This is a genomic window from Pseudoalteromonas sp. XMcav2-N (genome assembly GCF_024124545.1).
Lineage (GTDB): Bacteria > Pseudomonadota > Gammaproteobacteria > Enterobacterales > Alteromonadaceae > Pseudoalteromonas.
In genome coordinates, this window is record NZ_JAMXSF010000012.1 from 109,588 (window position 1) to 132,370 (window position 22,783).

Annotated in this window: 24 protein-coding genes; 7 read left to right on the forward strand and 17 right to left on the reverse strand. The window is 48.7% G+C overall.

All coding sequences use genetic code 11. The annotated features are described in order from the left end of the window. Window positions 1–61 precede the first annotated feature (61 nt). Entirely contained in the window at window positions 62–772 is a 711-nt protein-coding gene (hutC, locus tag NH568_RS15950; protein WP_138551796.1) for a histidine utilization repressor, read from the forward strand. A gap of 6 nt (window positions 773–778) precedes the next feature. Here hutC and NH568_RS15955 read toward each other — a convergent pair whose 3' ends face one another. Next, window positions 779–1,540, reverse strand: a complete 762-nt coding sequence (locus NH568_RS15955; protein ID WP_253048722.1) for an NADP-binding protein — start codon at window positions 1,538–1,540, stop codon at window positions 779–781. 256 nt (window positions 1,541–1,796) lie between these two features. Here NH568_RS15955 and NH568_RS15960 point away from each other — a divergent pair, with 256 nt between their 5' ends. From NH568_RS15960 to hemN, 3 genes are all read left to right on the forward strand, one after another. Further along, window positions 1,797–3,827 carry a methyl-accepting chemotaxis protein gene (locus NH568_RS15960; RefSeq protein WP_253048723.1) on the forward strand — a complete coding sequence of 677 codons (2,031 nt, stop codon included), beginning with the start codon at window positions 1,797–1,799 and terminating at the stop codon, window positions 3,825–3,827. 139 nt (window positions 3,828–3,966) lie between these two features. After that, window positions 3,967–5,916, forward strand: coding sequence for a methyl-accepting chemotaxis protein (locus tag NH568_RS15965; protein WP_253048724.1), 1,950 nt, complete (start codon window positions 3,967–3,969; stop codon window positions 5,914–5,916). Window positions 5,917–6,033: 117 nt separating this feature from the next. Next, window positions 6,034–7,404, forward strand: coding sequence for an oxygen-independent coproporphyrinogen III oxidase (hemN, locus tag NH568_RS15970; protein ID WP_253048726.1), 1,371 nt, complete (start codon window positions 6,034–6,036; stop codon window positions 7,402–7,404). Window positions 7,405–7,451: 47 nt separating this feature from the next. On the opposite strand, the gene NH568_RS15975 is transcribed toward hemN, so the two are convergent. The 13 genes from NH568_RS15975 to rpsJ form a co-directional block, all read right to left on the reverse strand. Continuing rightward, complete coding sequence (locus NH568_RS15975; protein WP_253048728.1) at window positions 7,452–9,329, reverse strand: methyl-accepting chemotaxis protein; 1,878 nt, start codon at window positions 9,327–9,329, stop codon at window positions 7,452–7,454. A gap of 408 nt (window positions 9,330–9,737) precedes the next feature. Beyond that, the gene (locus NH568_RS15980; RefSeq protein ID WP_253048730.1) at window positions 9,738–10,106 is read right to left on the reverse strand and encodes a hypothetical protein; all 369 of its coding nucleotides are present in this window, start codon (window positions 10,104–10,106) and stop codon (window positions 9,738–9,740) included. Window positions 10,107–11,028: 922 nt separating this feature from the next. Then, on the reverse strand, window positions 11,029–11,286 hold the full coding sequence (gene rpsQ / locus NH568_RS15985) for a 30S ribosomal protein S17 (protein ID WP_049863782.1): 258 nt from the start codon (window positions 11,284–11,286) through the stop codon (window positions 11,029–11,031). Then, complete coding sequence (gene rpmC / locus NH568_RS15990; protein ID WP_010376372.1) at window positions 11,286–11,477, reverse strand: 50S ribosomal protein L29; 192 nt, start codon at window positions 11,475–11,477, stop codon at window positions 11,286–11,288. The genes rpsQ and rpmC overlap by 1 nt, the downstream gene beginning before the upstream one ends. Further along, the gene (gene rplP / locus NH568_RS15995) at window positions 11,478–11,891 is read right to left on the reverse strand and encodes a 50S ribosomal protein L16 (protein WP_049863781.1); all 414 of its coding nucleotides are present in this window, start codon (window positions 11,889–11,891) and stop codon (window positions 11,478–11,480) included. Between the two features lie 13 nt (window positions 11,892–11,904). After that, window positions 11,905–12,606, reverse strand: a complete 702-nt coding sequence (gene rpsC, locus NH568_RS16000; protein ID WP_010386168.1) for a 30S ribosomal protein S3 — start codon at window positions 12,604–12,606, stop codon at window positions 11,905–11,907. 12 nt (window positions 12,607–12,618) lie between these two features. Continuing rightward, window positions 12,619–12,951, reverse strand: coding sequence for a 50S ribosomal protein L22 (rplV, locus tag NH568_RS16005; RefSeq protein ID WP_010386167.1), 333 nt, complete (start codon window positions 12,949–12,951; stop codon window positions 12,619–12,621). A 12-nt stretch (window positions 12,952–12,963) separates the two neighbouring features. Then, window positions 12,964–13,242: a 30S ribosomal protein S19 gene (gene rpsS, locus NH568_RS16010; RefSeq protein ID WP_010367084.1), complete on the reverse strand. Its 279-nt coding sequence runs from the start codon at window positions 13,240–13,242 to the stop codon at window positions 12,964–12,966. A gap of 16 nt (window positions 13,243–13,258) precedes the next feature. Beyond that, a complete protein-coding gene (rplB, locus tag NH568_RS16015; protein WP_054016992.1) occupies window positions 13,259–14,083 on the reverse strand; it encodes a 50S ribosomal protein L2 in 825 nt (274 codons plus the stop codon). A gap of 17 nt (window positions 14,084–14,100) precedes the next feature. Beyond that, the gene (gene rplW / locus NH568_RS16020) at window positions 14,101–14,403 is read right to left on the reverse strand and encodes a 50S ribosomal protein L23 (RefSeq protein WP_049863779.1); all 303 of its coding nucleotides are present in this window, start codon (window positions 14,401–14,403) and stop codon (window positions 14,101–14,103) included. Then, complete coding sequence (gene rplD, locus NH568_RS16025; RefSeq protein ID WP_010386164.1) at window positions 14,400–15,002, reverse strand: 50S ribosomal protein L4; 603 nt, start codon at window positions 15,000–15,002, stop codon at window positions 14,400–14,402. The genes rplW and rplD overlap by 4 nt, the downstream gene beginning before the upstream one ends. Before the next feature lie 17 nt (window positions 15,003–15,019). After that, window positions 15,020–15,655, reverse strand: coding sequence for a 50S ribosomal protein L3 (gene rplC, locus NH568_RS16030; RefSeq protein ID WP_049863778.1), 636 nt, complete (start codon window positions 15,653–15,655; stop codon window positions 15,020–15,022). 27 nt (window positions 15,656–15,682) lie between these two features. Continuing rightward, the gene (gene rpsJ / locus NH568_RS16035) at window positions 15,683–15,994 is read right to left on the reverse strand and encodes a 30S ribosomal protein S10 (RefSeq protein WP_005495349.1); all 312 of its coding nucleotides are present in this window, start codon (window positions 15,992–15,994) and stop codon (window positions 15,683–15,685) included. A 387-nt stretch (window positions 15,995–16,381) separates the two neighbouring features. Here rpsJ and plsB point away from each other — a divergent pair, with 387 nt between their 5' ends. Then, window positions 16,382–18,808, forward strand: a complete 2,427-nt coding sequence (plsB, locus tag NH568_RS16040; protein ID WP_253048732.1) for a glycerol-3-phosphate 1-O-acyltransferase PlsB — start codon at window positions 16,382–16,384, stop codon at window positions 18,806–18,808. Between the two features lie 25 nt (window positions 18,809–18,833). Here the strand turns inward: plsB and tesB are convergent, their stop codons facing one another. Continuing rightward, window positions 18,834–19,700 carry an acyl-CoA thioesterase II gene (gene tesB / locus NH568_RS16045; protein WP_054016993.1) on the reverse strand — a complete coding sequence of 289 codons (867 nt, stop codon included), beginning with the start codon at window positions 19,698–19,700 and terminating at the stop codon, window positions 18,834–18,836. 173 nt (window positions 19,701–19,873) lie between these two features. On the opposite strand from tesB, the gene NH568_RS16050 reads away from it, so the two are divergent. Further along, window positions 19,874–20,338, forward strand: a complete 465-nt coding sequence (locus NH568_RS16050) for an EVE domain-containing protein (protein WP_253048734.1) — start codon at window positions 19,874–19,876, stop codon at window positions 20,336–20,338. Between the two features lie 27 nt (window positions 20,339–20,365). On the opposite strand, the gene NH568_RS16055 is transcribed toward NH568_RS16050, so the two are convergent. Both NH568_RS16055 and NH568_RS16060 read right to left on the reverse strand, forming a co-directional pair. Beyond that, entirely contained in the window at window positions 20,366–20,563 is a 198-nt protein-coding gene (locus tag NH568_RS16055) for a hypothetical protein (protein WP_046004895.1), read from the reverse strand. Then, window positions 20,560–21,621, reverse strand: coding sequence for a potassium channel family protein (locus NH568_RS16060; protein WP_253048736.1), 1,062 nt, complete (start codon window positions 21,619–21,621; stop codon window positions 20,560–20,562). The genes NH568_RS16055 and NH568_RS16060 overlap by 4 nt, the downstream gene beginning before the upstream one ends. Before the next feature lie 200 nt (window positions 21,622–21,821). Between NH568_RS16060 and NH568_RS16065 the strand changes: the two genes are divergently transcribed. Then, the gene (locus NH568_RS16065; protein WP_054016996.1) at window positions 21,822–22,766 is read left to right on the forward strand and encodes a chemotaxis protein CheV; all 945 of its coding nucleotides are present in this window, start codon (window positions 21,822–21,824) and stop codon (window positions 22,764–22,766) included. Window positions 22,767–22,783 lie beyond the last annotated feature (17 nt).

Consider the following 22,783-nt stretch of genomic DNA (forward strand, 5'->3'; position numbering starts at 1 on the left):
GACTATGTTTACTCTCTCTAACGCAGAGTAGACTTTCCTTTACTAACCATGGCACGAGACTGTGACAACGCAACCTAAATTCGCTCAGATAAAACAACATATTATTGCCCAGATCCGCAGTGGTACCTGGCAAGAGGATCAGCAGGTTCCCTCAGAAAATGCGCTGTCGGCACAATTCAGAGTCAGCCGTATGACCGCCAGGCGCGCGCTCAGTGAACTGACCGATGCAGGCATACTCACCCGCAGCCAGGGTTTGGGCACCTTTGTTGCTAAGTTTAAGTCACAATCTTCCCTACTGGAGATCCGTAACATCGCCGATGAGGTAAAAGAGCGTGGAGGCAATTACACCTGTGTTGTGCTGTCATTGGAGTCCATCGCAGCCATTGCCCCCATCGCCATTGCACTGGGTGTCGACATGGACAGTCAGGTCTACCGTAGCGTGCTGGTACACCATGATAATGAACAGCCTTTGCAGGTTGAGGAGCGCTTCGTCAACCCTCAGCTGGCGCCGGACTATCTGCAACAAGATTTCACTCAGATCACGCCACACGAATATCTGATACAGATTGCACCGCTTACGGAGGCTCGCCACACCGTTGAGGCGATCATGCCCGGGCCCGACATTTGTCAGTGGTTAAATATGTTTCATGAAGAGCCCTGCCTGCAACTGATCCGCAGAACCTGGTCGCAAGGAGGTATTGTCAGCTTTGCCCGACTCATCTCACCGGGCAGTAAGTACCGTCTGGGTGGTCATCTGACATTTAAAAAGTAAACAGGGTCAGATGGTATGCTGATAGGTGAACCCCAGTTCGCCAATCATGGCGCCGTCAATGATCCGCTCTTTACTGCCATCACTGGCAAAACTCGGTGGGGTTGTGCCTGAGCGCTCGCAGTGCGCCTGATAGTAGGTTTGCTTGACAGGGTGCTCGGGCGCGCACACATTGTACACTGACTGAGCCTTGGGCCAGTTTGTGAGTACCGTCATGATGGCTGAAACCACATCATCCCGGTGGACCATATTGACACGCTCCTGACTGGCACTGCGCAGCGCTTTCCCGGCAATAAACTGTCCGGGCTCTCGCCCAGGCCCGACTAACCCCGCTAATCTCAGAACTTTTCCGCCACGCTCTAACACCAGCTGTTCAGCCTGTTGTAAAATACGCTGGCGCTGAGAGTCCATCGCTGCCAGTGCACCACGCTCGGTATACACACCATCTGCCTCAGCATAAACGCCGGTACTGGAGCACAGCAAGAACCCCTGCATGTCGAGTTCACTCGCCAAAGCCAGTGTCGCTTCGAGTGTAAGCAAATAATTACTGTCCTCGCGACGTGCCCCCGGCGGCATGGCGCACAGCCAGAACGCCTGTTGCAATGACACATCATGGATCAGGGCGTCACCATTATGTACCAGCTGTCTCGATAACGCATCATCATGTGGCTGTCGGCGGGTTGCCTGCACTTGCCAGCCAGCGCGAGCAGCAGCCTGTGCCGTCGGCATACCCAGCCAGCCAGCGCCAGCTACAACGAGTCTATTGAACATGTCTTTTTCCTGTGATTTTGAGCGTTGCCTGCATGATGCACCAGCCAACACCACAGTGGCAATACCATGGCTCAACACAGTAAGTAAGAAAAACGGCTGATTTATTGCTAAAAGTTAAAGTATCTGTCCCCATTGCCGATTATTGATGTAAAGATTTTTCGCCAAGTGTTATCAATCAATCGCCGTAAATTGTAGCCTTCTGGGGTGAGATATGGTTTGATTAAAGCTTGCCTGATCCCAAGAAAAAGAAAAACGCATGTTAGTAAATTTATCTCTTCGAAAAAAAATCCTCCTGTTAATTGGTGGTACCATCTCCATTTTGCTGGTTGTTGCGTCTGGGTATTTTGTTAACCACATTGCACACCTCTCCAGAGAAGGCATTGAGCGTGAAGCCCAAAGCCATTTGTATGCTGAAAAACTGTCAATGGAGTCTTTCTTTACCCGATATGGTGCAATTGTAGAAACTTTCGTGACCAATCCGCATAATGTGAACTGGTTCAATGAATATACCGAGCGCGAAAAACCACTCAGCGCAGATCTGGGATATCAGGAAGTAAATCAGGATTTTATTCGTATCTCGGCCAGTGATGAGAATATCCTCTCGGCCTTTATGGCATCAGCAAAAACAGGCGAATATTTCAAAGAAAACGAACGTACGTCAAATTATGCTGACGGCCGTCCTTATTACTCATATAAACGTCCGTGGTGGCAGGACGCGTTAAGCCACGGCGGGTTATATGTTGGTGCGGTATCAGTTGATATTAATACCGGTGCAGTCTCAGCGGTGGTGCAGCAGCCGGTCTATAATGCACAACGCGAACTCGTTGCCGTGGGTGGCGTAGATCTGCAAATTAATAAAATCAGTGAGCTGGTCGAGCAGATCCAGTTCGATGGTCAGGGCTACGGCTTCTTACTAGACCACAACTATAAAGTCGTCCACCTGTCCAAACGGACAGGTCATCAGCTGTCTATCACCGATGAGGGCCCAAATGGCAAAGAAGGTCTGGAAGCACTGGAGAGACAGTTTGCCGATACGCAAGGTTTTGCAGAGCTTAATCGCGCGATGCGTTCAGAAGGCGCCGGAGCAGCTAAGGTCACCTTAAAAGGTGTTGACTACTATGTGGTCTTCAACAATGTGAAGCTGGATAAACCTATCCTCGACTGGCATTTGGGCATTCTTATTCCTGTTAGTCTGATTGAAGAGCCAGTTAACGATGCAGTAATGAGTACCGTCACAGCCGTGATCATCATTCTCGCCATTATTGTTGCGATGATATTATGGGCAACGCAAATGATTGCAGCGCCGATCACAACGCTGACCAATACCATGCGTGATATCGCCTCTGGTGAAGGTGACCTGACCCGTCGTATCGACATCAACAGCCAGGATGAAGTCGGCCAGCTGGCGCATCATATGAACACCTTTATCGACAAGCTGCGCAGCATGATGCTGGACACGGCTGCACAGGCACAACAACTCAGCGGTGCCGCTGCGCAATTGCAAGACGTCTCTACCAACACCAACAACGAGATCCAGCAAGAGAAAGAGCAAGTTGACAGTGTCAGCGCCGCAGTGACAGAAATGGCTGCCACGGTGACGGAGATTTCCCGCAATGCCCATGAAACCAATCGTGCAGCGGATCTGGTACAGAGCATGACCAATGATGGTGCTTCCCGTTCTGGCCAGGCACAGGAAGTGATGACCGAGCTTGCCAGCCACATCGGAGAAGCAGCCAAAGTTGTGGCCGGCCTGGAGCAGGAAACCAGTAACATTGGCGCCGTGATTGATGTTATCAATGGCATTGCAGAGCAGACCAACCTGCTTGCCTTAAACGCCGCCATTGAGGCTGCTCGTGCTGGTGAACAGGGCCGTGGTTTCGCGGTGGTTGCTGACGAAGTTCGCAGTCTGGCAAGTCGTACACAAGAGTCGACCGACGATATCCGCAATATGATCTCACGCCTGCAACAGATTGCTCAGCAGGCTTCGGTCATGATGCAACAAGGTCAGGAGCGAGCCGAAGGCTCCGTTGGACAAACTCAGGAAGTGCTGGACGCACTGCGTAATATCACGGAGTCGGTTAGTACGGTACAAGATCAAAGTCATCAGATTGCGACCTCAACGGAAGAACAAACCGTCGTGGCCGAAGACATTAATAACAGCCTTAATGCCATTAACGATCTGGTGAACAGTACTGCCAACCATGCCCATTTACTGGCAGATGAGGCCCGAGATTTGAACAGTCTGGCTAAAGCCCTGAACAATACCGTAAATCAGTTCAAACTGTAGTAATACGTCGCTAGCCCGAATGCCGGGCTAGCACCTTTTTGCCCGCTTCTATCACGACTCACCCATTGCCAAAACTTGACTAATGCACTGTTGCAGACGATCACTTATAGGGTGACTCTTTGCAATATCGTGCTTAATTATGTTTAAAAACCTCAAACTGGCGCAGATGCTTGCGTACTCATTTGGCGCCCTCATCGCTCTGATGACGGTGATTTCTATCTCTGCCTACCTTGGGCTTAATACCGGTTATAACAACTTCGTCGAATATCGTACATTGGCACGCAATGCCAATTTAAGCGGCCGTCTGCAGGCGAATTTACTGATGGTGCGCCTCAATGCACTCAAATACCTGAAAGAGCAGAGCACAACCAACATTAATGAATTTAATGAGCGTTTTGATTTGCTCAAGGAACTCATGGATCAGGCCCAGGCAAGTATCTCGGATACCAGTTACCAAAGCCAACTCAATAGCAGTGCGAGCGACATTGAAGAATATCGGCGAGCATTCGAGCAAATTGTCCAATTATACGCTAAACGCAATGACATAGTAACCAACCAGCTAGATGTCAAAGGCGTACAAATGCGCACCATACTCAGCGACGTGATCAACAATGCACATCAACAAAACAATAATGAAGCCTTGTTCGCAGCGGCCCGGTTGCAAGAAACGCTGTTGCTCGGCCGTTTATACGTGGTCAAATTTCTAGTGACAAACACAGACAAGGATTACCAACGCGCCATTGAGGAATTTAGCCAACTGGCAGCTCTGCTGGACGAACAGGCCGGAGCATTTGCTTGGCAACCGGTGCAGGGCATGCTTGTTGAGTTCTTACAGCACAAACTCGATTACATTACTGCCGTCAAAGCCGTGAACCAGACCATATTGCAGCGTAACCAATTAATCTCACAAAAACTCAATGTCATTGGCCCCCAGGTAGCTAATACACTGGAAGAGATTAAACTGGATGTTAAAGCCCGTCAGGACGAGCTCGGCCCTCAAGCGCAAAGCACCAGTGAGCAGGCGGTCATGCTGGTTACTACAGTGTCGGTTTTGGTGGTGTTCGCAGGCGCGTTCCTGAGCTGGTATGTCAGCAACTTACTACGCGAGCCCATAGGCGGCGAGCCAAGAGAAATAGAGGCTCTGGCCAAAGCCATCGCTAAAGGCGATCTCAGTTACCAATTTGCGACCTCGAATACCACAGGCATATATCGGGCGATGTCCGAAATGACAACCACATTGCGGGACATAGTGAGTAAAATCAAATCTGCTACCATCACATTAAATGATACGACCGGTGCAATGATTTCAATCACTGAGAAAACCAAAAGTGAGACCGATCAACAGCAAGATCAACTGACCCAAAGTGCCACAGCGATGCAACAAATGAGTGCGACCGTACAGGAGATCACGCAGAGCGCGCAACTGGCTGCCGACGCAGCCACAGAAGCTGATCAGCAATCCCAGAGCGGGATCCAGGTGGTACAAACGTCCCGTGAAGCCATGAGTGAACTGGTGGGCAGTATTCAACAAGTCAGCGAGGCCATTACCCAGTTAGAAAACGAGACGGAGTCGGTCGGCTCCATTTTGGATGTGATCCGCAGTATTGCAGACCAAACCAACCTGCTGGCACTCAATGCGGCAATCGAAGCCGCGCGGGCTGGCGAGCAAGGCCGGGGCTTTGCCGTGGTGGCCGATGAAGTGCGCAGTCTGGCCAGCCGTACGCAGCAAAGTACCGAAGAGATCCAGGCGATGATCTCGCGCTTACAAAACGAGGCAAAACGTTCAGTAGAGCATATGCAGCGCAATGTTGACCATGCGGAGAACTCCGCGGAGCAAACCGAACACGCCGGCGCAACGTTACAAGCAATTTGCGGCTCAATCAGCACCATCCGCGAAATGAATTTACAAATTGCCAGCGCATCAGAGGAGCAGAATACGGTCTCAATGCAAATATCTGAAAGTGTCACCCATGTCAGTGAGAGTGCCGCAGAAACAGCGCAAGGGGCACAGCAAGTGTCTCAGGACGCCAAGGCGCTGAGCCACATTGCCCGTGAACTGAACACCCTGGTGGACCAATTTAGGCTGTAGGGTCTGACAAGATGGGGCAGTGAGCGCCATCACCAGCCCTTCCTTTTGCTTTAGATCAACGCCCCAAAGCACAACTTTGCTTACACTAATCTTCTCAATAGCAAAGAGAGTGCGATCGTGATTAAATTACCTCAGTGGGATGACTCCCTTATCAACAAATACAATATCTCAGGCCCCAGATATACATCCTATCCAACAGCCCTGTCACTTGAATCGGGTTATACTCAGGCCGATCTGGTTGATGCCATCGCACACTCAGACACCCGTGCACTGTCGTTGTATATTCATATCCCATTCTGTCACCAGCTTTGCTATTACTGTGGCTGTAATAAGATTATTACCCGACATCAGTCCAAGGCCGACGTATACCTCGACCATCTGGAATTGGAGATAGCCGCTCAGGCACCGCTCTTTAAAGCGTATCAGGTTGAGCAATTGCACCTGGGGGGCGGCACCCCCACCTTTCTGACCACAGCGCAAATGACACGCCTGGTCACCATGCTGGAGCAGCACTTCACCTTCACACCAACTGCCCAGCGCGGCATTGAAATCGATCCCAGATCACTGGCCGAAGACATGCTGCCAGCACTGAAAGCGCTCGGCTTTAATCGGGTGTCATTCGGGGTGCAGGATTTTAACGATCAGGTACAGGCCGCAGTCAATCGCCCGCAACAGATTGAAGAAGTACTGACACTACTGAAACAGGCCCGCGAACTGGGGTTTAAGTCTATTAATATGGACATGATCTACGGCCTGCCTCATCAGAGCGTCGAGTCCTATCGTGACACCATAGCGCAGCTGATTGAGTTAGGCCCTGATCGGGTGTCGGTATTTAACTATGCCCACCTGCCAGACAGATTCGCCGCCCAGCGCAAGCTGAAAGATGCCGATATGCCGGGACCAAAAGAAAAGCTGGCTATCTTTAAGCAAACGCTGGAACAGATGACCGCCGCAGGTTATCAGTTTATTGGCATGGACCATTTTGCAAAAACCGATGACGAACTGGCCGTTGCACAGAGACATAATCACCTGCACCGCAACTTCCAGGGCTACACCACCCATGGTAACTGTGACTTGCTCGGTCTGGGCGTGTCGTCCATATCACAGATTGGCAATGCCATTTTACAGAATGAAAAAGACCTGAAACCTTACTATCAGACCGTGACTGAGCGCCAGAGCGCCATTCATAAGGGCGTGCAACTCACCCGGGACGATGAAATTCGCGCTGCGGCCATCAAACAGCTGATCTGTCACTTTGAACTCGATAAAGTGACCTTTTCCTCGGAATATGACATCGACTTTGACGACTATTTCGCAGATGCCCTGATTGCGCTCCAGCCACTGGCAGACGATGGGTTGGTTGAGCTTAGCGAGCAACGCATAGAAGTCACGGCCAGAGGCAACCTGTTTATTCGTATCATTTGCATGTGCTTTGATGCCTACCTGCAGCAACAGCTCAAAAACACCCGGTTTTCACGAGTGATTTGAGCATAATAATGGCTGGAGTAGCACAATGCTGCGCAGCCACTTTTTCTCTACAGTCTGAACTTACCTATAGTGCCTGAGAGGGACTTAGCCTCACTATCTAAGTCATTGCAAAACTGATAGGTCTGTTCCATAGCCGTTTTTGTCTGCCTAGCCGTATCTGAGATAACCGTGACATTCTGGCTGATATCTCTGGTTGCTGCTGATTGCTCTTTAGTTGCTGTGGCTATTTGAATATTCATTTCTGATAGCCTGACTATGTGCTCAGAGATCTCTCTCAACGATTTACCACATTCGGATAAGAGCTGAGATGTTTTGTGGGTCCCGTCACTGCCATGCGTGATGGTGTTCACTGTTTCGGTTGCAGTGGCATTCAGGGAGTTGATCATGCCATTGATTTCTTCCGTCGACTCTGCGGTCCGCTTCGCCAGATTACGTACTTCATCTGCTACTACCGCAAAACCACGCCCCTGTTCACCCGCCCGTGCCGCCTCTATAGCCGCATTGAGGGCTAACAGGTTGGTTTGCTCAGAAACCCCTCTGATCACCTCCAGGACTCCTGAGATTGATTCAATTTCTTTTGATAGTTGATTAACAGAGAGCACAGAATTACGCATTATCGACTCCAGCTCAGCCATATGCCCTATGGTATCTGAAACAATCTTGAGGCTTACCTGGGCATTGCCTTCGGTATCCGACGCCACTTTTGAAGCGTCCTGCGCGTTATTTGATATATCAGAGACCGTCATATTCATCTGCTCAACCGCTGCCGCGACCGAGTCTGTACTGGATGATTGTTGTTCAGAGAGGCCATGGACATGCTTTACATTCTGATATACCTCAGCGGCCGTGCCTTCGACATGCTTTGCCGTCTCAGATACGCTTTTAAACATCTCGTGCAATTGATCCAAAAAGATATCAATCTGTTTTCCAAGAGAGCCCACTTCATTGTTTTGCTCAACTCTCAGGCGCGCAGTGAGATCCCCGCCTTTACCAGACAGTTCTGTTACCGCATCTGAGATCACTTCTATTGGCTTAAATATCCGATTCGCAAGTAGGTTTGCACCAAACAGACCTATCACAGCAATCACAAAGCCAATTACAATGTTTGTCATAATTGCAGTATGGATTGCTGAGAACATTTCCTCCTCAGGGATTTCCACAACCACATACCAGTCTAATGAGTCCAGCTTTATTGCCGAGCGCACGACGGCCCTGTCATTGACTTCATCCGTCACCACATTGCCTGCCAGAGCCGCAATGTTAACCTTGCTACCCACGGCGGATCTGTCAGGGTGGATTTGGATCGTGTTGTCGGCGTCCACTAAAAAGACGATACCAGATTCACCAATTTTATATGAGCTTATCAACTCCGTCATGGCGCCCAGAGACTGACCTACTCCCGCCAAACCAACTCTGCGGCCTTTGTCTTCAATGACATAATTAATAAAAGCGGTCGCTTCGGTGGACGACTTGTCTACATCAATCGAAATTTCATATTCAGCACCGGAATTGATAAAAATATCCAGCCACGGCTCTTTATCAGCCTCCACTTTCCTTACAATACCCGCGGGTGTGTAGTAATTCCTGCTAACAGCAGAAACAATAAACGCAGTATTGCTATTGTTCACACGCTTTACTGAGCCCAGCTCCCGAACGATCATGCCAAGGTCGGCTGGGGCTTCCCCATTCGCCATCCAGGCTTTGATAAACTCGCTCTTTGCCAGCGCTCTTGATGGCGCAATGGACGAATAGATATCAAGCTCAACCGCATATTTTATTTGTTTGAGTACGGTGGGTATTTCGGACTGCTCAACCTTCTCAGTTAAAAAGGTGCTGATCGTGGTCGCGAAAACAAGGGTAACGATCAGCAGAGGTAATATCGTTGCTGTAATCAGGGAAAGTACCAAGAGTTGCTTGAGCTTCATAAATTACCTTGCTGAAATCAAAATATTTTCTATAAAAACAATATAGTAGAGTATTGCTCTGATTGACAAAGTTTGCGGACCATATTGCAACAAGTACGCTCAAAAGCTCAGATTAGAGGTTTTAACCTACTGGTTTTAATAACATTACTCGGTCTTGATTGGCCACTGATAACAGACCAAAACGTCTACCAAAGTCCAAGGTGTTTTCTTAGGGGGGGTTGGTGGTGAGGCACATTCATGGAGCATCGCTTTATTCAGACGACCCTTTACATGTTCTGAGCGCCCCAAACGCAAAAACCCCGACCAAAGGCAGGGGCTTTTTAAAAGTCTCATTCAGTTAAATATGAACATTAAGTGAGCACTGGATTTTGTGCAGTCACCTTGCTCCACAGACAATCCTCTTATTTTCTAGTGGCTGCTCACAAAACGGCTATTTAGCCAATGAATCCCTACCGCAAAAGTTGCAGCAGCCACACAATACAGAGGCAAAACGACGAGCAATAAAGCAGACGTTGAACTCCCGGTAGCAATCTGGCCTATATCGAAATAAAACCCTAATGTTGTCAATAACATCAAAAAATGAACAATCCCATTCACCATTTGCTGGCGAAAACTGATACGAGACTCCTGATAATGATTGATCAGGTTAATAACAAGAAGAAATAATGGCACTGATATTATCCACAGCGACATTAGCACGGAAGATGAACCAATCAGAATCAGGTACAGTCCAATCAATATTAAACTTACCAGTTCAGTACTGTATTTTGTTAGCATAGAAGCTCCAAATTCCTTATCAACAATTCAGTTCAATGTTTACTTAGATTGTTCTGAAGCTCGGTAGGCCGGCGAATGGTGAGAATGATACTTACTCCTTTAGTGCTTAAGTTATGAATCAGTAACTAAAATGGGTACTCCAGAGTATAGCAATAAAAACAAAAGCCAACCAAGTGTCAATGGGTGAAACTAGCTTCCTACCAAAGTCCAGGATGTTTTCTTAGGGATTTTGGCGGTGACGCACATCATGGAGCATCGCTTTATTCAGACGACGCTTTCCATATTCTAAGCGCCTTAAACGCAAAAGCCCCAGCCAAAAGGCCGGGGCTTTTCAAAAGTTTAATTTAGTTAGAAACTAAAATTAAGCTTTCTCAGGACAAACCAGAACGTCTACCAAAGTCCAAGATTTTTTCTTAGGGATTTTGGTGGTGACGCACATTCACGGAGTGTCGCCCTATTCAGACGACTCTTTACATGTACTGAGCGCCCCAAACGCAAAAGCCCCGACCAAAGGTCGGGGCTTTCAAGACAAACTTAATTAATAAAAATTAAGCTTTCTTAGGACGAGCCAGAACGTCTACCAAAGTCCAGGATGTTTTCTTAGGGGTTTTGGTGGTGACGCACATTCACGGAGTGTCGCGCCATACAGCAAACCCTTTTGAACATTCTGAGTGCCCCAAACGCAAAAGCCCCAGCCAAAAGGCTGGGGCTTTTCAAAAGTTTAATTTAGTTAGAAACTAAAATTAAGCTTTCTCAGGACGAACGAGAACGTCTACCAAAGTCCAAGATTTTTTCTTAGAAATCGGCGCACATTCACGGAGTGTCGCCCTATTCAGGCGATTCTTTACATGTACTGAGCGCCCCAAACGCAAAAGCCCCGACCAAAGGCCGGGGCTTTCAAGACAAACTTAATTAATAAAAATTAAGCTTTCTTAGGACGAACCAGAACGTCTACCAAAGTCCAAGATTTTTTCTTAGAAATCGGCGCACATTCACGGATAGTCACAGTATCACCTGCTTGCGCAGTGTTGCTCTCATCGTGTGCGTGCAACTTAGTTGTACGCTTGATGAATTTACCGTAGATCGGGTGCTTAACCTGACGCTCGATAGCAACAACGATTGACTTGTCCATTTTGTCGCTAACTACACGACCTTGAAGAGTACGGATCTTATCGCTCATTATGCACCTGCCTTCTGGTTGATAACCGTTTTAACACGCGCAATATTGCGACGTACTTTTTTCAGCTCGTGAGTCTGAGCCAGCTGACCAGTGCTCGCTTGCATGCGCAGGTTGAACTGCTCACGCAGAAGCTCTAGAAGTTCAGCATTTAGCTCTTCTACGCTTTTGTCTTTAAGTTCGCTAGCTTTCATTTACATTACCGTCCGAGTTACAAAAGTGGTTTTGAAAGGTAATTTACGAGCAGCTAGGTTGAATGCTTCGCGAGCAAGCTCTTCTGAAACACCTTCCATCTCGTAAAGTACTTTACCAGGCTGAATTTCAGCAACCCAGTATTCAACAGAACCTTTACCTTTACCCATACGAACTTCAAGCGGCTTTTCTGTAATTGGCTTATCTGGGAACACACGGATCCAGATTTTACCTTGACGCTTGATGTGACGTGTCATAGCACGACGAGCTGCTTCGATTTGACGAGCAGTCATACGGCCACGGCCAGTCGCTTTCAAGCCGAAAGAACCGAAGCTAACTTTATTACCGCTAGTTGCAAGACCACGGTTGCGGCCTTTGTGCACTTTACGGAATTTTGTACGTTTTGGCTGTAACATTAGTCGCTACCTCTTACTTAGCACTTTTTTTAGCTTTCTTCGGAGCGCGCTTGGCTGGCTTCTCAGCTTCTTGTTTCAGTGGAAGACCACCGATAACTTCGCCTTTGAAGATCCAAACTTTAACACCGATGATACCGTAAGTGGTCAAAGCTTCAGAAGTTGCGTAGTCGATGTCAGCACGTAGAGTGTGTAGAGGTACACGACCTTCACGGTACCACTCAGAACGTGCGATTTCAGCACCGCCAAGACGGCCGCTAACTTCAACTTTGATACCCTTTGCACCCAGACGCATTGCGTTCTGTACCGCGCGCTTCATAGCACGACGGAACATTACACGACGCTCTAGCTGTGAAGAGATACCGTCAGCAACTAGTTGTGCATCAAGCTCTGGCTTACGTACTTCTGCGATGTTGATTTGCGCAGGTACACCAGCAAGCTTAGTTACAGCGTGGCGAAGCTTTTCAACATCTTCACCTTTTTTACCGATAACAACACCAGGACGAGCTGTGTGAATTGTTACACGGATAGATTTAGCTGGACGCTCAATAACGATTTTAGACACAGAAGCGTTTTTCAATTCCTTAGTAAGGTATTGACGCACTTTGTGATCACCAAAAAGCTGCTCAGAGAAATCTTTTGAATTCGCGTACCAGGTAGAAACCCAAGGTTTAGAGATACCTAGGCGAATACCAGTAGGATGAACTTTTTGTCCCATTACTTATATCTCCTAGCTATCTGAAACCACAACAGTGATGTGGCTTGAACGCTTAAGGATGCGGTCAGCGCGTCCTTTAGCACGTGGCATAATACGTTTCATTGTAGGACCTTCGTCTACAAATACTTTAGCCACTTTAAGCTCATCAATGTCAGCACCTTCGTTGTGCTCCGCGTTAGCGATAGCAGACTCAAGTACTTTCTTAACTAATACAGCCGCTTTCTTTGGGCTGTACGCTAGGATTTCTAGCGCGCGATCAACCGGAAGTCCGCGGATCTGATCTGCAACTAGACGTGCTTTTTGCGCCGAACCAGAGGCGAATTTGTGTTTAGCTAATGCTTCCATCATACCCTCCGATTAACGCTTTTTAGCTTTCTTATCCGCAGCGTGACCGCGGTAAGTACGTGTAGGTGCAAATTCACCTAGTTTGTGACCGATCATTTCGTCTGTAACGAATACAGGTACGTGCTGACGACCATTATGGACAGCGATGGTCAATCCGATCATGTTAGGGATGATCATTGAACGACGGCTCCAAGTCTTGATAGGCTTCTTGTCACCGCTTTCCAACGCCTTCTCTACCTTCTTCAGCAAGTGTAGGTCAATGAATGGACCCTTCTTGAGAGAACGTGGCATGGCAATTCCTCAACTATTACTTAGTACGACGACGTACGATAAATTTATCAGTACGCTTGTTCTTACGTGTCTTAGCACCTTTAGTCGGCTTACCCCATGGAGACACAGGGTGACGACCACCAGATGTACGACCTTCACCACCACCGTGTGGGTGGTCTACCGGGTTCATGGCAACACCACGAACTGTAGGACGAACACCACGCCAGCGAGTTGCACCAGCTTTACCTAGTGAACGTAGCATGTGTTCAGCGTTACCTACTTCACCGATAGTTGCGCGACAATCCGCTTCAACTTTACGCATTTCGCCTGAACGTAGACGTAGAGTCACGTACTGGCCTTCACGCGCTAGGATCTGTACATATGCACCAGCAGAACGGGCAATCTGAGCACCTTTACCAGGCTTAAGCTCAACATTGTGTACCGTTGTACCTACTGGGATGTTACGCATAGGCATTGCGTTACCAGCTTTGATTGGTGCATCAACACCAGACTGGATTGCATCACCCGCTTGAACACCTTTAGGTGCGATGATGTAACGACGCTCACCGTCTGCATATAATACAAGAGCGATGTTTGCGCTACGGTTAGGATCGTACTCTAGACGCTCAACTTTAGCTGGGATGCCATCTTTGGTGCGTTTAAAGTCGATTAAACGGTAGTGTTGCTTGTGACCACCACCGATGTGACGAACCGTGATACGACCGTTGTTGTTACGACCACCTGATTTAGAGTTTTTCTCTAATAGCGGAGCGTAAGGCTTACCCTTGTGCAGATCAGGGTTAACCACTTTAACGACGTGACGACGACCCGCAGAAGTTGGTTTACACTTTTGAAGTGCCATAATTCTAACTCCCCTTATTACTCGGCGCCGCCGACAAAGTCTAGCTCGCTGCCTTCTTTAAGAGTAACGTAGGCTTTCTTCCAGTCTGAACGACGGCCGAAACGCATGCCTGTACGCTTAGTTTTACCCTTAACATTTAGCGTGCGAACACCTGTTACTTCTACTTCGAAAAGCTTCTCAACAGCAGCTTTGATTTCTGCTTTGTTTGCATCTTTAACTACTTTGAAAACAATCGTGTTGTTCTCTTCAGCAGAGATGGTGCTTTTCTCAGAGATGTGTGGAGCAAGGATTACTTTTAAAAGACGTTCTTCACGGATCATGCTAGCGCCTCCTCAAGTTGCTTAACAGCAGCAGCAGTAATCAGTACCTTATCGAAAGCGATTAGGCTTACTGGGTCGATGCCAGCTACATCACGCGTGTCAACCTTGTACAGGTTACGTGCAGAAAGGAATAGATTCTCATCTACTTCTTCAGTCACGATTAGTACGTCTTTAAGCTCAAGCTCTTTCAGCTTAGCTACTAGTTCTTTAGTCTTTGGTGCTTCCAGACCAAATTCTTCAACAACTACCAGACGATCTTGACGAACAAGCTCAGAAAGAATGCTCTTGATCGCACCGCGATACATCTTACGGTTAACTTTTTGGCTGTGATCTTGCGGCTTAGCTGCAAAGCTCACACCACCGCTGCGCCAGATTGGGCTGCGGATTGTACCAGCACGTGCACGGCCAGTACCTTTTTGGCGGAATGGTTTTTTACCACCACCAGCAACTTCAGAACGTGTCTTCTGAGCTTTAGTACCCTGACGAGCACCTGCTGCGAAAGCAACAACTACTTGGTGTACTAATGCTTCGTTAAACTCACGTCCAAAAGTAGCTTCGGAAACTTCAAGCGCACCAGCGCCTTTAATTGCTAATTCCATCACTAAATCTCCAGGACTTAAGCTTTAACAGCTGGTTTAACGATAACGTCGCCGCCGATAGCGCCAGGTACTGCACCTTTAACTAATAGCAGATTACGCTCAGCGTCAACACGTACTAGCTCTAGGTTCTGAGTAGTTGTTTGCACATTACCCATTTGACCAGCCATTTTCTTACCTTTAAACACCTTACCAGGTGATTGGTTTTGACCGATTGAACCAGGAGCACGGTGAGATAGAGAGTTACCGTGAGTAGCGTCTTGTGTGCTGAAATTCCAGCGCTTAACACCACCTTGGAAACCTTTACCTTTTGAAGTACCAGTAACGTCTACTTTGTTTACTTCGTTGAATAGCTCAACAGTAAGCTCAGCACCTACTTCAAACTCACCTTCACCGCCGTTAAGACGGAATTCCCACAGGCCGCGACCCGCTTCAACACCAGCTTTAGCGAAGTGACCCGCTTCTGGTTTGTTTACACGGCTTGCTTTTTTCTCGCCTGCAGTAACTTGAAGCGCGTTATAACCGTCTGTTGCGTCAGATTTGATCTGAGTAACACGGTTAGGAGTCGCTTCGATAACTGTCACAGGGATAGATACACCATCTTCAGTGAAGATGCGTGTCATACCCACTTTACGACCGACTAGACCTAATGCCATTTTCCTAAAACCTCTCTAATCTTTCGATTAACCCAGGCTGATTTGAACATCAACACCAGCAGCAAGGTCTAGGCGCATTAGAGCGTCTACAGTCTTGTCAGTTGGTTCTACGATGTCGATCAGACGTTTGTGGGTGCGGATTTCATACTGATCACGCGCGTCTTTGTTTACGTGCGGAGAGATCAATACAGTGAAACGTTCAAAGCGAGTAGGAAGTGGGATTGGACCACGTACCTGAGCGCCAGTGCGTTTCGCAGTTTCCACGATTTCCGCCGTTGATTGGTCAATCAAACGGTGGTCAAAAGCTTTTAGGCGAATACGAATGCGTTGATTTGACATTCTTAAACCTCAATTAAAAGAGCATTTAAAAAGAGCATAAAAAAACCGCCGAGGCCATCTCAAAATATAAGAGGTCGGTTGTTCTTCTATTTCTACCATTGAACTCCAAATCGGAGTTCCTGTTTACGTGCCTGAAATCCAGGCCTTTGTATGACTTTCTTGTGACGAATCACAGAAAGTTTGAGCATTATAATGACACTGGTGATAAATGCAACAATTATTGCAAAATTATTTGTCCTGCGCCGCGTCTACACTGTAAGTGGCTCAAGGCGTCTATACTTTACGCAAGGGAATACATACATCAGCCTTGTCATTGTACTGACACAAATGGTCAGTCCAGTTAAAGCCTGTTATTCTATACAGCAAAAATACAAATCTGGTACCGCTATGCGCTTACTTTCTCAGGGGCTCAACCGAGTGGCCCAATGGACCAACCGCTTGCTGGTCAGGAGCAAACTGTTGCCGACAGATCCGGTCTCGCAGTTCGACCTGGATCCAAACTTGCCCACTTTTTATGTTGCCCGACTAAACTCTCGGGCCGATCTGGCTGCTTTGAATGCGATGTGTAAAAAGCTGGGACTGCCAAGCCCGATGCAGGATCAGGTGCTGGGAAGTAAAACACTGCCGCGTTTTATCGGCATCAAGAACCCGACTCCGCTACTGAGTAAAACACCAGGCCCAAGCCCGGCGATTGATCAGGGCAAAGCCATTTTCTCTGCCCTGCGCGCGCACCCGGACATCAAAGCACAAGTGATCCCGGTGACTGTGTTATGGGGTCGTAATCCCGGTAAAGAAAAGCCCGGTTTAGGTACCCTGTTTAGCCATTCGCTGACACCCAGCTGGTTACGCAAGGCCATGGTGGTGCTGTTTTCCGGCCGCGACAATTTGGTACGCTTTTCCGCTCCCATCGCGCTGGATCAACTTATGACAGACAAAGCAGATGTCGACGAGTTACCCCACAAATTACTGCGGGTAGCCCGGGTGCACTTTCACCGCCAGAAGCTGGCCGCAACAGGACCCAAGTTGCCCTCTCGCGAAGCCTTGTTCAACTCTCTGTTGGCTGCACCGAGCATAAAAAGGGCCATTGCCGACGAAGCCAAATCAAAAGGGCTGAGCCATGACGAAGCGCGGCTAAAAGCACTGGAGTTGCTCGAAGAAGTCGCAGCCAACTATTCTGAAGCCATGGTCCGTGTCGGAGATCGCGTACTGACCTGGCTATGGAATAAACTCTACAACGGCATTGAAGTAAAAAATGCAGAACGCGTACATGAACTGGCCGACAAAGGTCATGAGATCATCTATGTGCCTTGTCATCGCAGCCACATGGACTATCTGCTGCTGACCTATGTGATTTATCATCAGGGCCTGGTGCCGCCGCACATTGCTGCAGGGGTAAATCTCAATTTCTTCCCGGCTGGCGGTATTTTCCGCCGTTGTGGTGCGTTTTTTATTCGCCGCTCCTTCGCTGGTAACAAGCTCTACTCCGCCATCTTCAAGGAATATCTGACCCAACTGTTTATCAAAGGCTATTCCGTCAAGTTCTATACCGAAGGTGGCCGCAGCCGTACAGGCCGCTTATTGCCACCCAAAACCGGCATGCTGGCCATGACTATGCAGTCAATGTTGCGTGGTATCGACCGCCCCATCTCCATTGTGCCTGTTTATATTGGCTATGAGCATGTCATGGAGATCAACACCTATCTGAAGGAACTGGCAGGTAACAGTAAAAAGAATGAATCAGTCGCCGGGGTATTTAAAGCCATTAAAAACCTCAAAAACTATGGCCGCGGCTATCTGAACTTTGGTGAGCCTATCCACCTGAATCAATACCTGAATGAACATCAGGCTGACTGGCGAGATACCATTGGCCAGGATGAAGCCGTTAAACCACAATGGCTGAACGGTCAGGTTGCGCTGGTCGCAGACCAAATCATGACCAACATTAATGCCAGTGCGGCACTGAACTCCATCAACCTGCTGGCCATGATACTGTTGTGTAATGAACAGTTTGCACTGAGCAAACAGAAGCTGTTAGCCCAGTTACGCTTCTACCTCACCCTGCAAAGTCAGGCACCTTACAGTGCCAATGTGACCGCACCGGACGAAGACGCTGAGGCGCTGCTAAAGCATGCGCTGAAACTGGACAAATTCGATGTGCTGGAGGATGAGCTGGGTGAGATCATCACCATTAAGGAAAAAGAACGCACGCTGTTCAATTATTACCGCAACAACATTTTACACCTGTTTGCCGTACCCAGCGTGATTGCTCAGATGTTGTTTAACCGTTACAGCGTCACGGTTACTGAGTGCCAGGAGCGTCTAAGCACACTGTACCCACTCTTTGCCAAAGAGTGGTTTATGCATGATCTGCGTGAAGACTATATAACAGAAGTGCTGAACTGCTTCGCTCAGCAGGGTCTCATAGACTTTGATGGCCACCTCGCCACTACAGTGAAAGACAACAAGGCACTGGCACAACTGGAAATGCTCGGCAAAGTGATCCATCTGACACTGGAGCGCTATGCCATCAGTGTCAGCTTGCTACTGCGAGATAAAGGGATTGCTCGTGCTACGCTGGAGAGCGAAAGTGAGGTGCTGGCAAAACGACTGGGGACCTTACATGGCATTAAGAGCCCGGAGTTTTTTGACAAGAAAGTGCAGAGTAACCTGATTAGTGTGCTGCAGGCACAAGGCTTTATCGACATTTCTGATCAGCAAAAAATCGCAGCGTTGCCCTCGCTCACAAACCTGTCTGATCACCTCAATGATCTGCTGCCAGCCAGGATCTGGCAGTCCATCCGAGACACACTGTAAAGGACGAACTACCAACCCGTCGGCGTCAGCGCGCTTCGCGCTGGCGCATAACCCCTTCCTGAATAGTCGACGCCACCAACTCCCCCTGACGATTAAAGAACTGACCCCTGACCAGACCGCGACCATTACTAGCACTGGGGCTATCAACACTGTAGAGCAGCCACTCGTCCATGCGGAAAGGACGATGAAACCACATGGCATGATCTATGGTTGCAACTTGCATATTCTTCTGCATAAAGGATACGCCATGGGGCTGCAACGCCGTCGGTAAAAACTCAAAATCCGAGGCATACGCCAGCAAGTAGTTATGGATACGGCGATCATCGGGCATCTCGCCACTGGCTTTAAACCAGACATGACGCACAGGCTCCATCACCTCAGGCTGAAACGGGTTGTGAAATTCCACCGGGCGCATTTCAATGGGCATCTGTTGCGTAAACTTGGCAACCAGTGGCTCAGGGATCAGATCGGCTTTGTCCTGATAAAACTCCAGCGATGACCGCAGTGCCTCGGGCCCGGGAACCTCAGGCATTTCAGACTGGTGTGATAAGCCTGGTTCATCTCCCTGGAAAGAGGCCGTCATATAAAAGATAGGCTTGCCGTACTGAATGGCGCTGACCCTGCGTGTACTGAAGCTGCGTCCGTCGCGAATATTCTCCACATCGTACACTATGGGTTTGCTGGCATCACCCGGGCGTAAAAAGTACGAGTGCAACGAATGAACATAGCGCCCCTCTGGCAATGTATATTTAGCTGCCGACAGCGCCTGACCCATTACCTGGCCGCCAAACACTTGCGGGAAGCCCAGATCCTGGCTCTGACCGCGGTAGATCCCCTGTTCAATTTCTTCCAGCTGAAGTAGCTCCAGCAACCCTTTTAATGCCTGACTCATTGCGCACCTCTTTCACTCGTAGCTGATCTCATAATTATACACTATTGTGCAAGTAAAGAGAGGCATCGCAAGTTAAATCAGGTGGTTAACCCTGAACGATAGACTGAGTACATAGCGGGTCAGGCAAGAGTGAGGTAAACTGGTTGCCCGCTTCCTCAGACAAGGTAATTGACATGGCATACTGGTTATTTAAAACCGAACCCGACGCATTTTCCATTGACGATCTGCATCAGGCCCCGGAGCAAAGTACGTTCTGGGAAGGGATCCGCAATTATCAGGCACGCAACTTTCTGCGCGACGACGTAAAAGTGGGCGATCAGGTCTTTATTTATCACTCAAGCTGTAAAGTCCCAGCCGTTGTGGGTATCGCCACAATAACTAAGGACGCTGAGGCCGACCCCCACCAGTTTGACTTGAGCAGCGATTATTATGATGCCAAATCCAGCCAGGAAAACCCACGCTGGGTCGGTGTAACACTGCGCTATGCGCAACATCTGACACGCCCTGTGACACTCAAGGCAATTAAAGCCGATGCTGCCATCACCGAGCTGGCGCTGAAAAAAGCCGGCCGGCTATCTATTATGCCAGTCACTGAAGCGGAGTGGACACATATCTGCCGGCTTGGTGGGGCTGTGTAACACCGCCAGGCCAGCGCGCACTGGACTTCAGCGATGTTTTTTTTGTTTTCCCCCCTTGGGGATCATAGAGAAGTACAAGATCAACGCCAGCCAGGAAAACAGCAAAGTACCTATCAGCCAGCCATTTTTTTCATGGCCACGGGTGCGCTTGCTGCCTGCAACCAGCCCTATGGGCAGTAAATACAGGCAGAGCGCGCCCATCAGTAACATCAGTTCGTCGGTCATACTCGCTCCCAGTTCACCTCACTATGGAGCACCCGCTGCGGAGCTATGTAATGTAGTACATCCCCCCCTTTCAGCGCGTAGTCCAGAGGTGGGTTTAAATCCATATCACGACCGCTGAGGTCGTGCGCCACCCCCAGCAAAGTCGCATTGTGATGCTCTTTAAAATACAAAAATAGCTGACCAAAGGTCAGAGCGCCCAATGACATCGGCAACTGCAAACTAAACTGAGTATCACCATGCAGAGTCGATAGCAGCTCTTCCTGAATACGACTGGACCCCGGGTCCTGCATCGAACGCACCAGGATCTCGGCAGACATGGCCGTCGAGCACTCGACATTACGGCAGTGCTGACGCAATAATTGCGCTTTAGTTTCATCGTTAAAATGGGCACTGATGTGCGCAGACGTTTTTACCAGTGGGCTCAGTTTTAACGCCGTAGTAAAGGTCTGATCGTCATCCTGACCATCCACAATGATTTTGTCTGCATGAGCCAGTCCGGTGCGACTCAGTTGCTGATCATCGGTAAAACTTACCAGGCGAACAAAGTCGACCTCGGTGAAGCGCAACAGCGGGTGCTCCATCTCATCACACACCGCCAGCACGATGCGCCTGGCTATGCGTTTGTTGTCGGCCAGTATATATTCGATCATGCGTTCCGTGCGTGTCGCATGCCAGCCGAAAATAATGATGTGATCGCTCAGATGTGAATAGTCTTTATCGCCCTTCATTGCTCGTTTTACCCAAATTGTAATTAGTTGCCCAACCTTACCCAGCAAAATACCAAACAGCGCCAGACCCAGCGGGATTTGAAATATGGCTACAACCCAGCGTCCCATATCGGTTGTGGCACTAAAGTCGCCATAACCGACGGTCGATGTGGTCACCACGTAATAATAGATATAAGTGCTGACGGGCAATAAGGCATGCTCCTGAGCGAACCATAATAGCGCCCAGGTTGCCCCCATATGCAACAGTGTCGCCAGACCAATCAAGGGCCAGCTGGCCTGATCAATATGCGCCTGCAATACCAACAGCAAGCGCTTAAATAACAAAGGCATTGTCCTTCCTATGTTCCAAGTCTCTGATTTACCATACTGAATAATCAGGATTATGCAACTGAGACAGGTCCTAGGCCATCTTCAGCCACCGGTCTTAATCCTACTCAACCTGCCAAAGCCCAAATAGTGTGCACAGAGAGTGTTAATTTATTTACTAATAAGTATATACTGAGAGAAGGTACATATCTTAGGATCGCTTTATGGCCGGAGTATTAGCATCCGTTGATCAACGCACACAATTGGTGGGAGAAAACCGCCTCGAATTACTGTTGTTTCATCTGCACAGCCGACACTTGTTTGCGCTCAATGTATTTAAGGTCAAAGAAGTCGTTAAACTGCCCCACCTGAATAAGATGCCAAATGCACATCCTAAGGTAGCAGGTGTAACCACCATACGGGGAGAGTCTATACCAGTGATCGACTTACGCCAGGCGATCTGCATGCCGCACTGTGAATACGACAGCGACAGTAACCTGGTGATCACGGAATATAATCGCACCATCCAAGCATTCCTGGTCGGTAAAGTCGACCAAATCGTCAATACCACCTGGTCTGATATTATGCCGCCACCACGCTCAGTTGGTCGCAACCACTATCTGACCGCACTGACCAAGCTCAAACGGGGCGATCAGGAACTGCTGGTTGAAATCATTGACGTAGAAAAAGTACTGGCCGAAATCATTGCGTACGACGTGGTGATCCCCGAAAATATTCTGGATAAAAACATCATCAATGAGTTCCAGGGACGAAAAATCTTGCATGTTGATGATTCTCCCACCGCTCGTCGCCAGGTGTCAGATACTCTGGCCCAGCTGGGCATTGAAGTACTGCCCGCCACCGATGGTCATGAAGCATTAAAGCTATTGCAACACTGGGCCGACGAAGGCATCAATGTCGAACAGGAGCTGATGGCGGTGATCACCGATGCGGAGATGCCGGTCATGGATGGTTATCGATTAACCTATGAGATTCGCAACGACAGTCGTCTGAAGAATCTCTATATCGTGCTCAATACCTCGCTCAGTGGCAGCTTCAACAAAGCCATGGTTGAAAAAGTAGGGTGTGATGTTTTCCTGTCAAAGTTCCAGCCGGACCGCCTGGTTGAGGAAATGCAGCGTCGACTAAAAGACGTGCTGAATCAGTAACTGTATATAAAAACAGG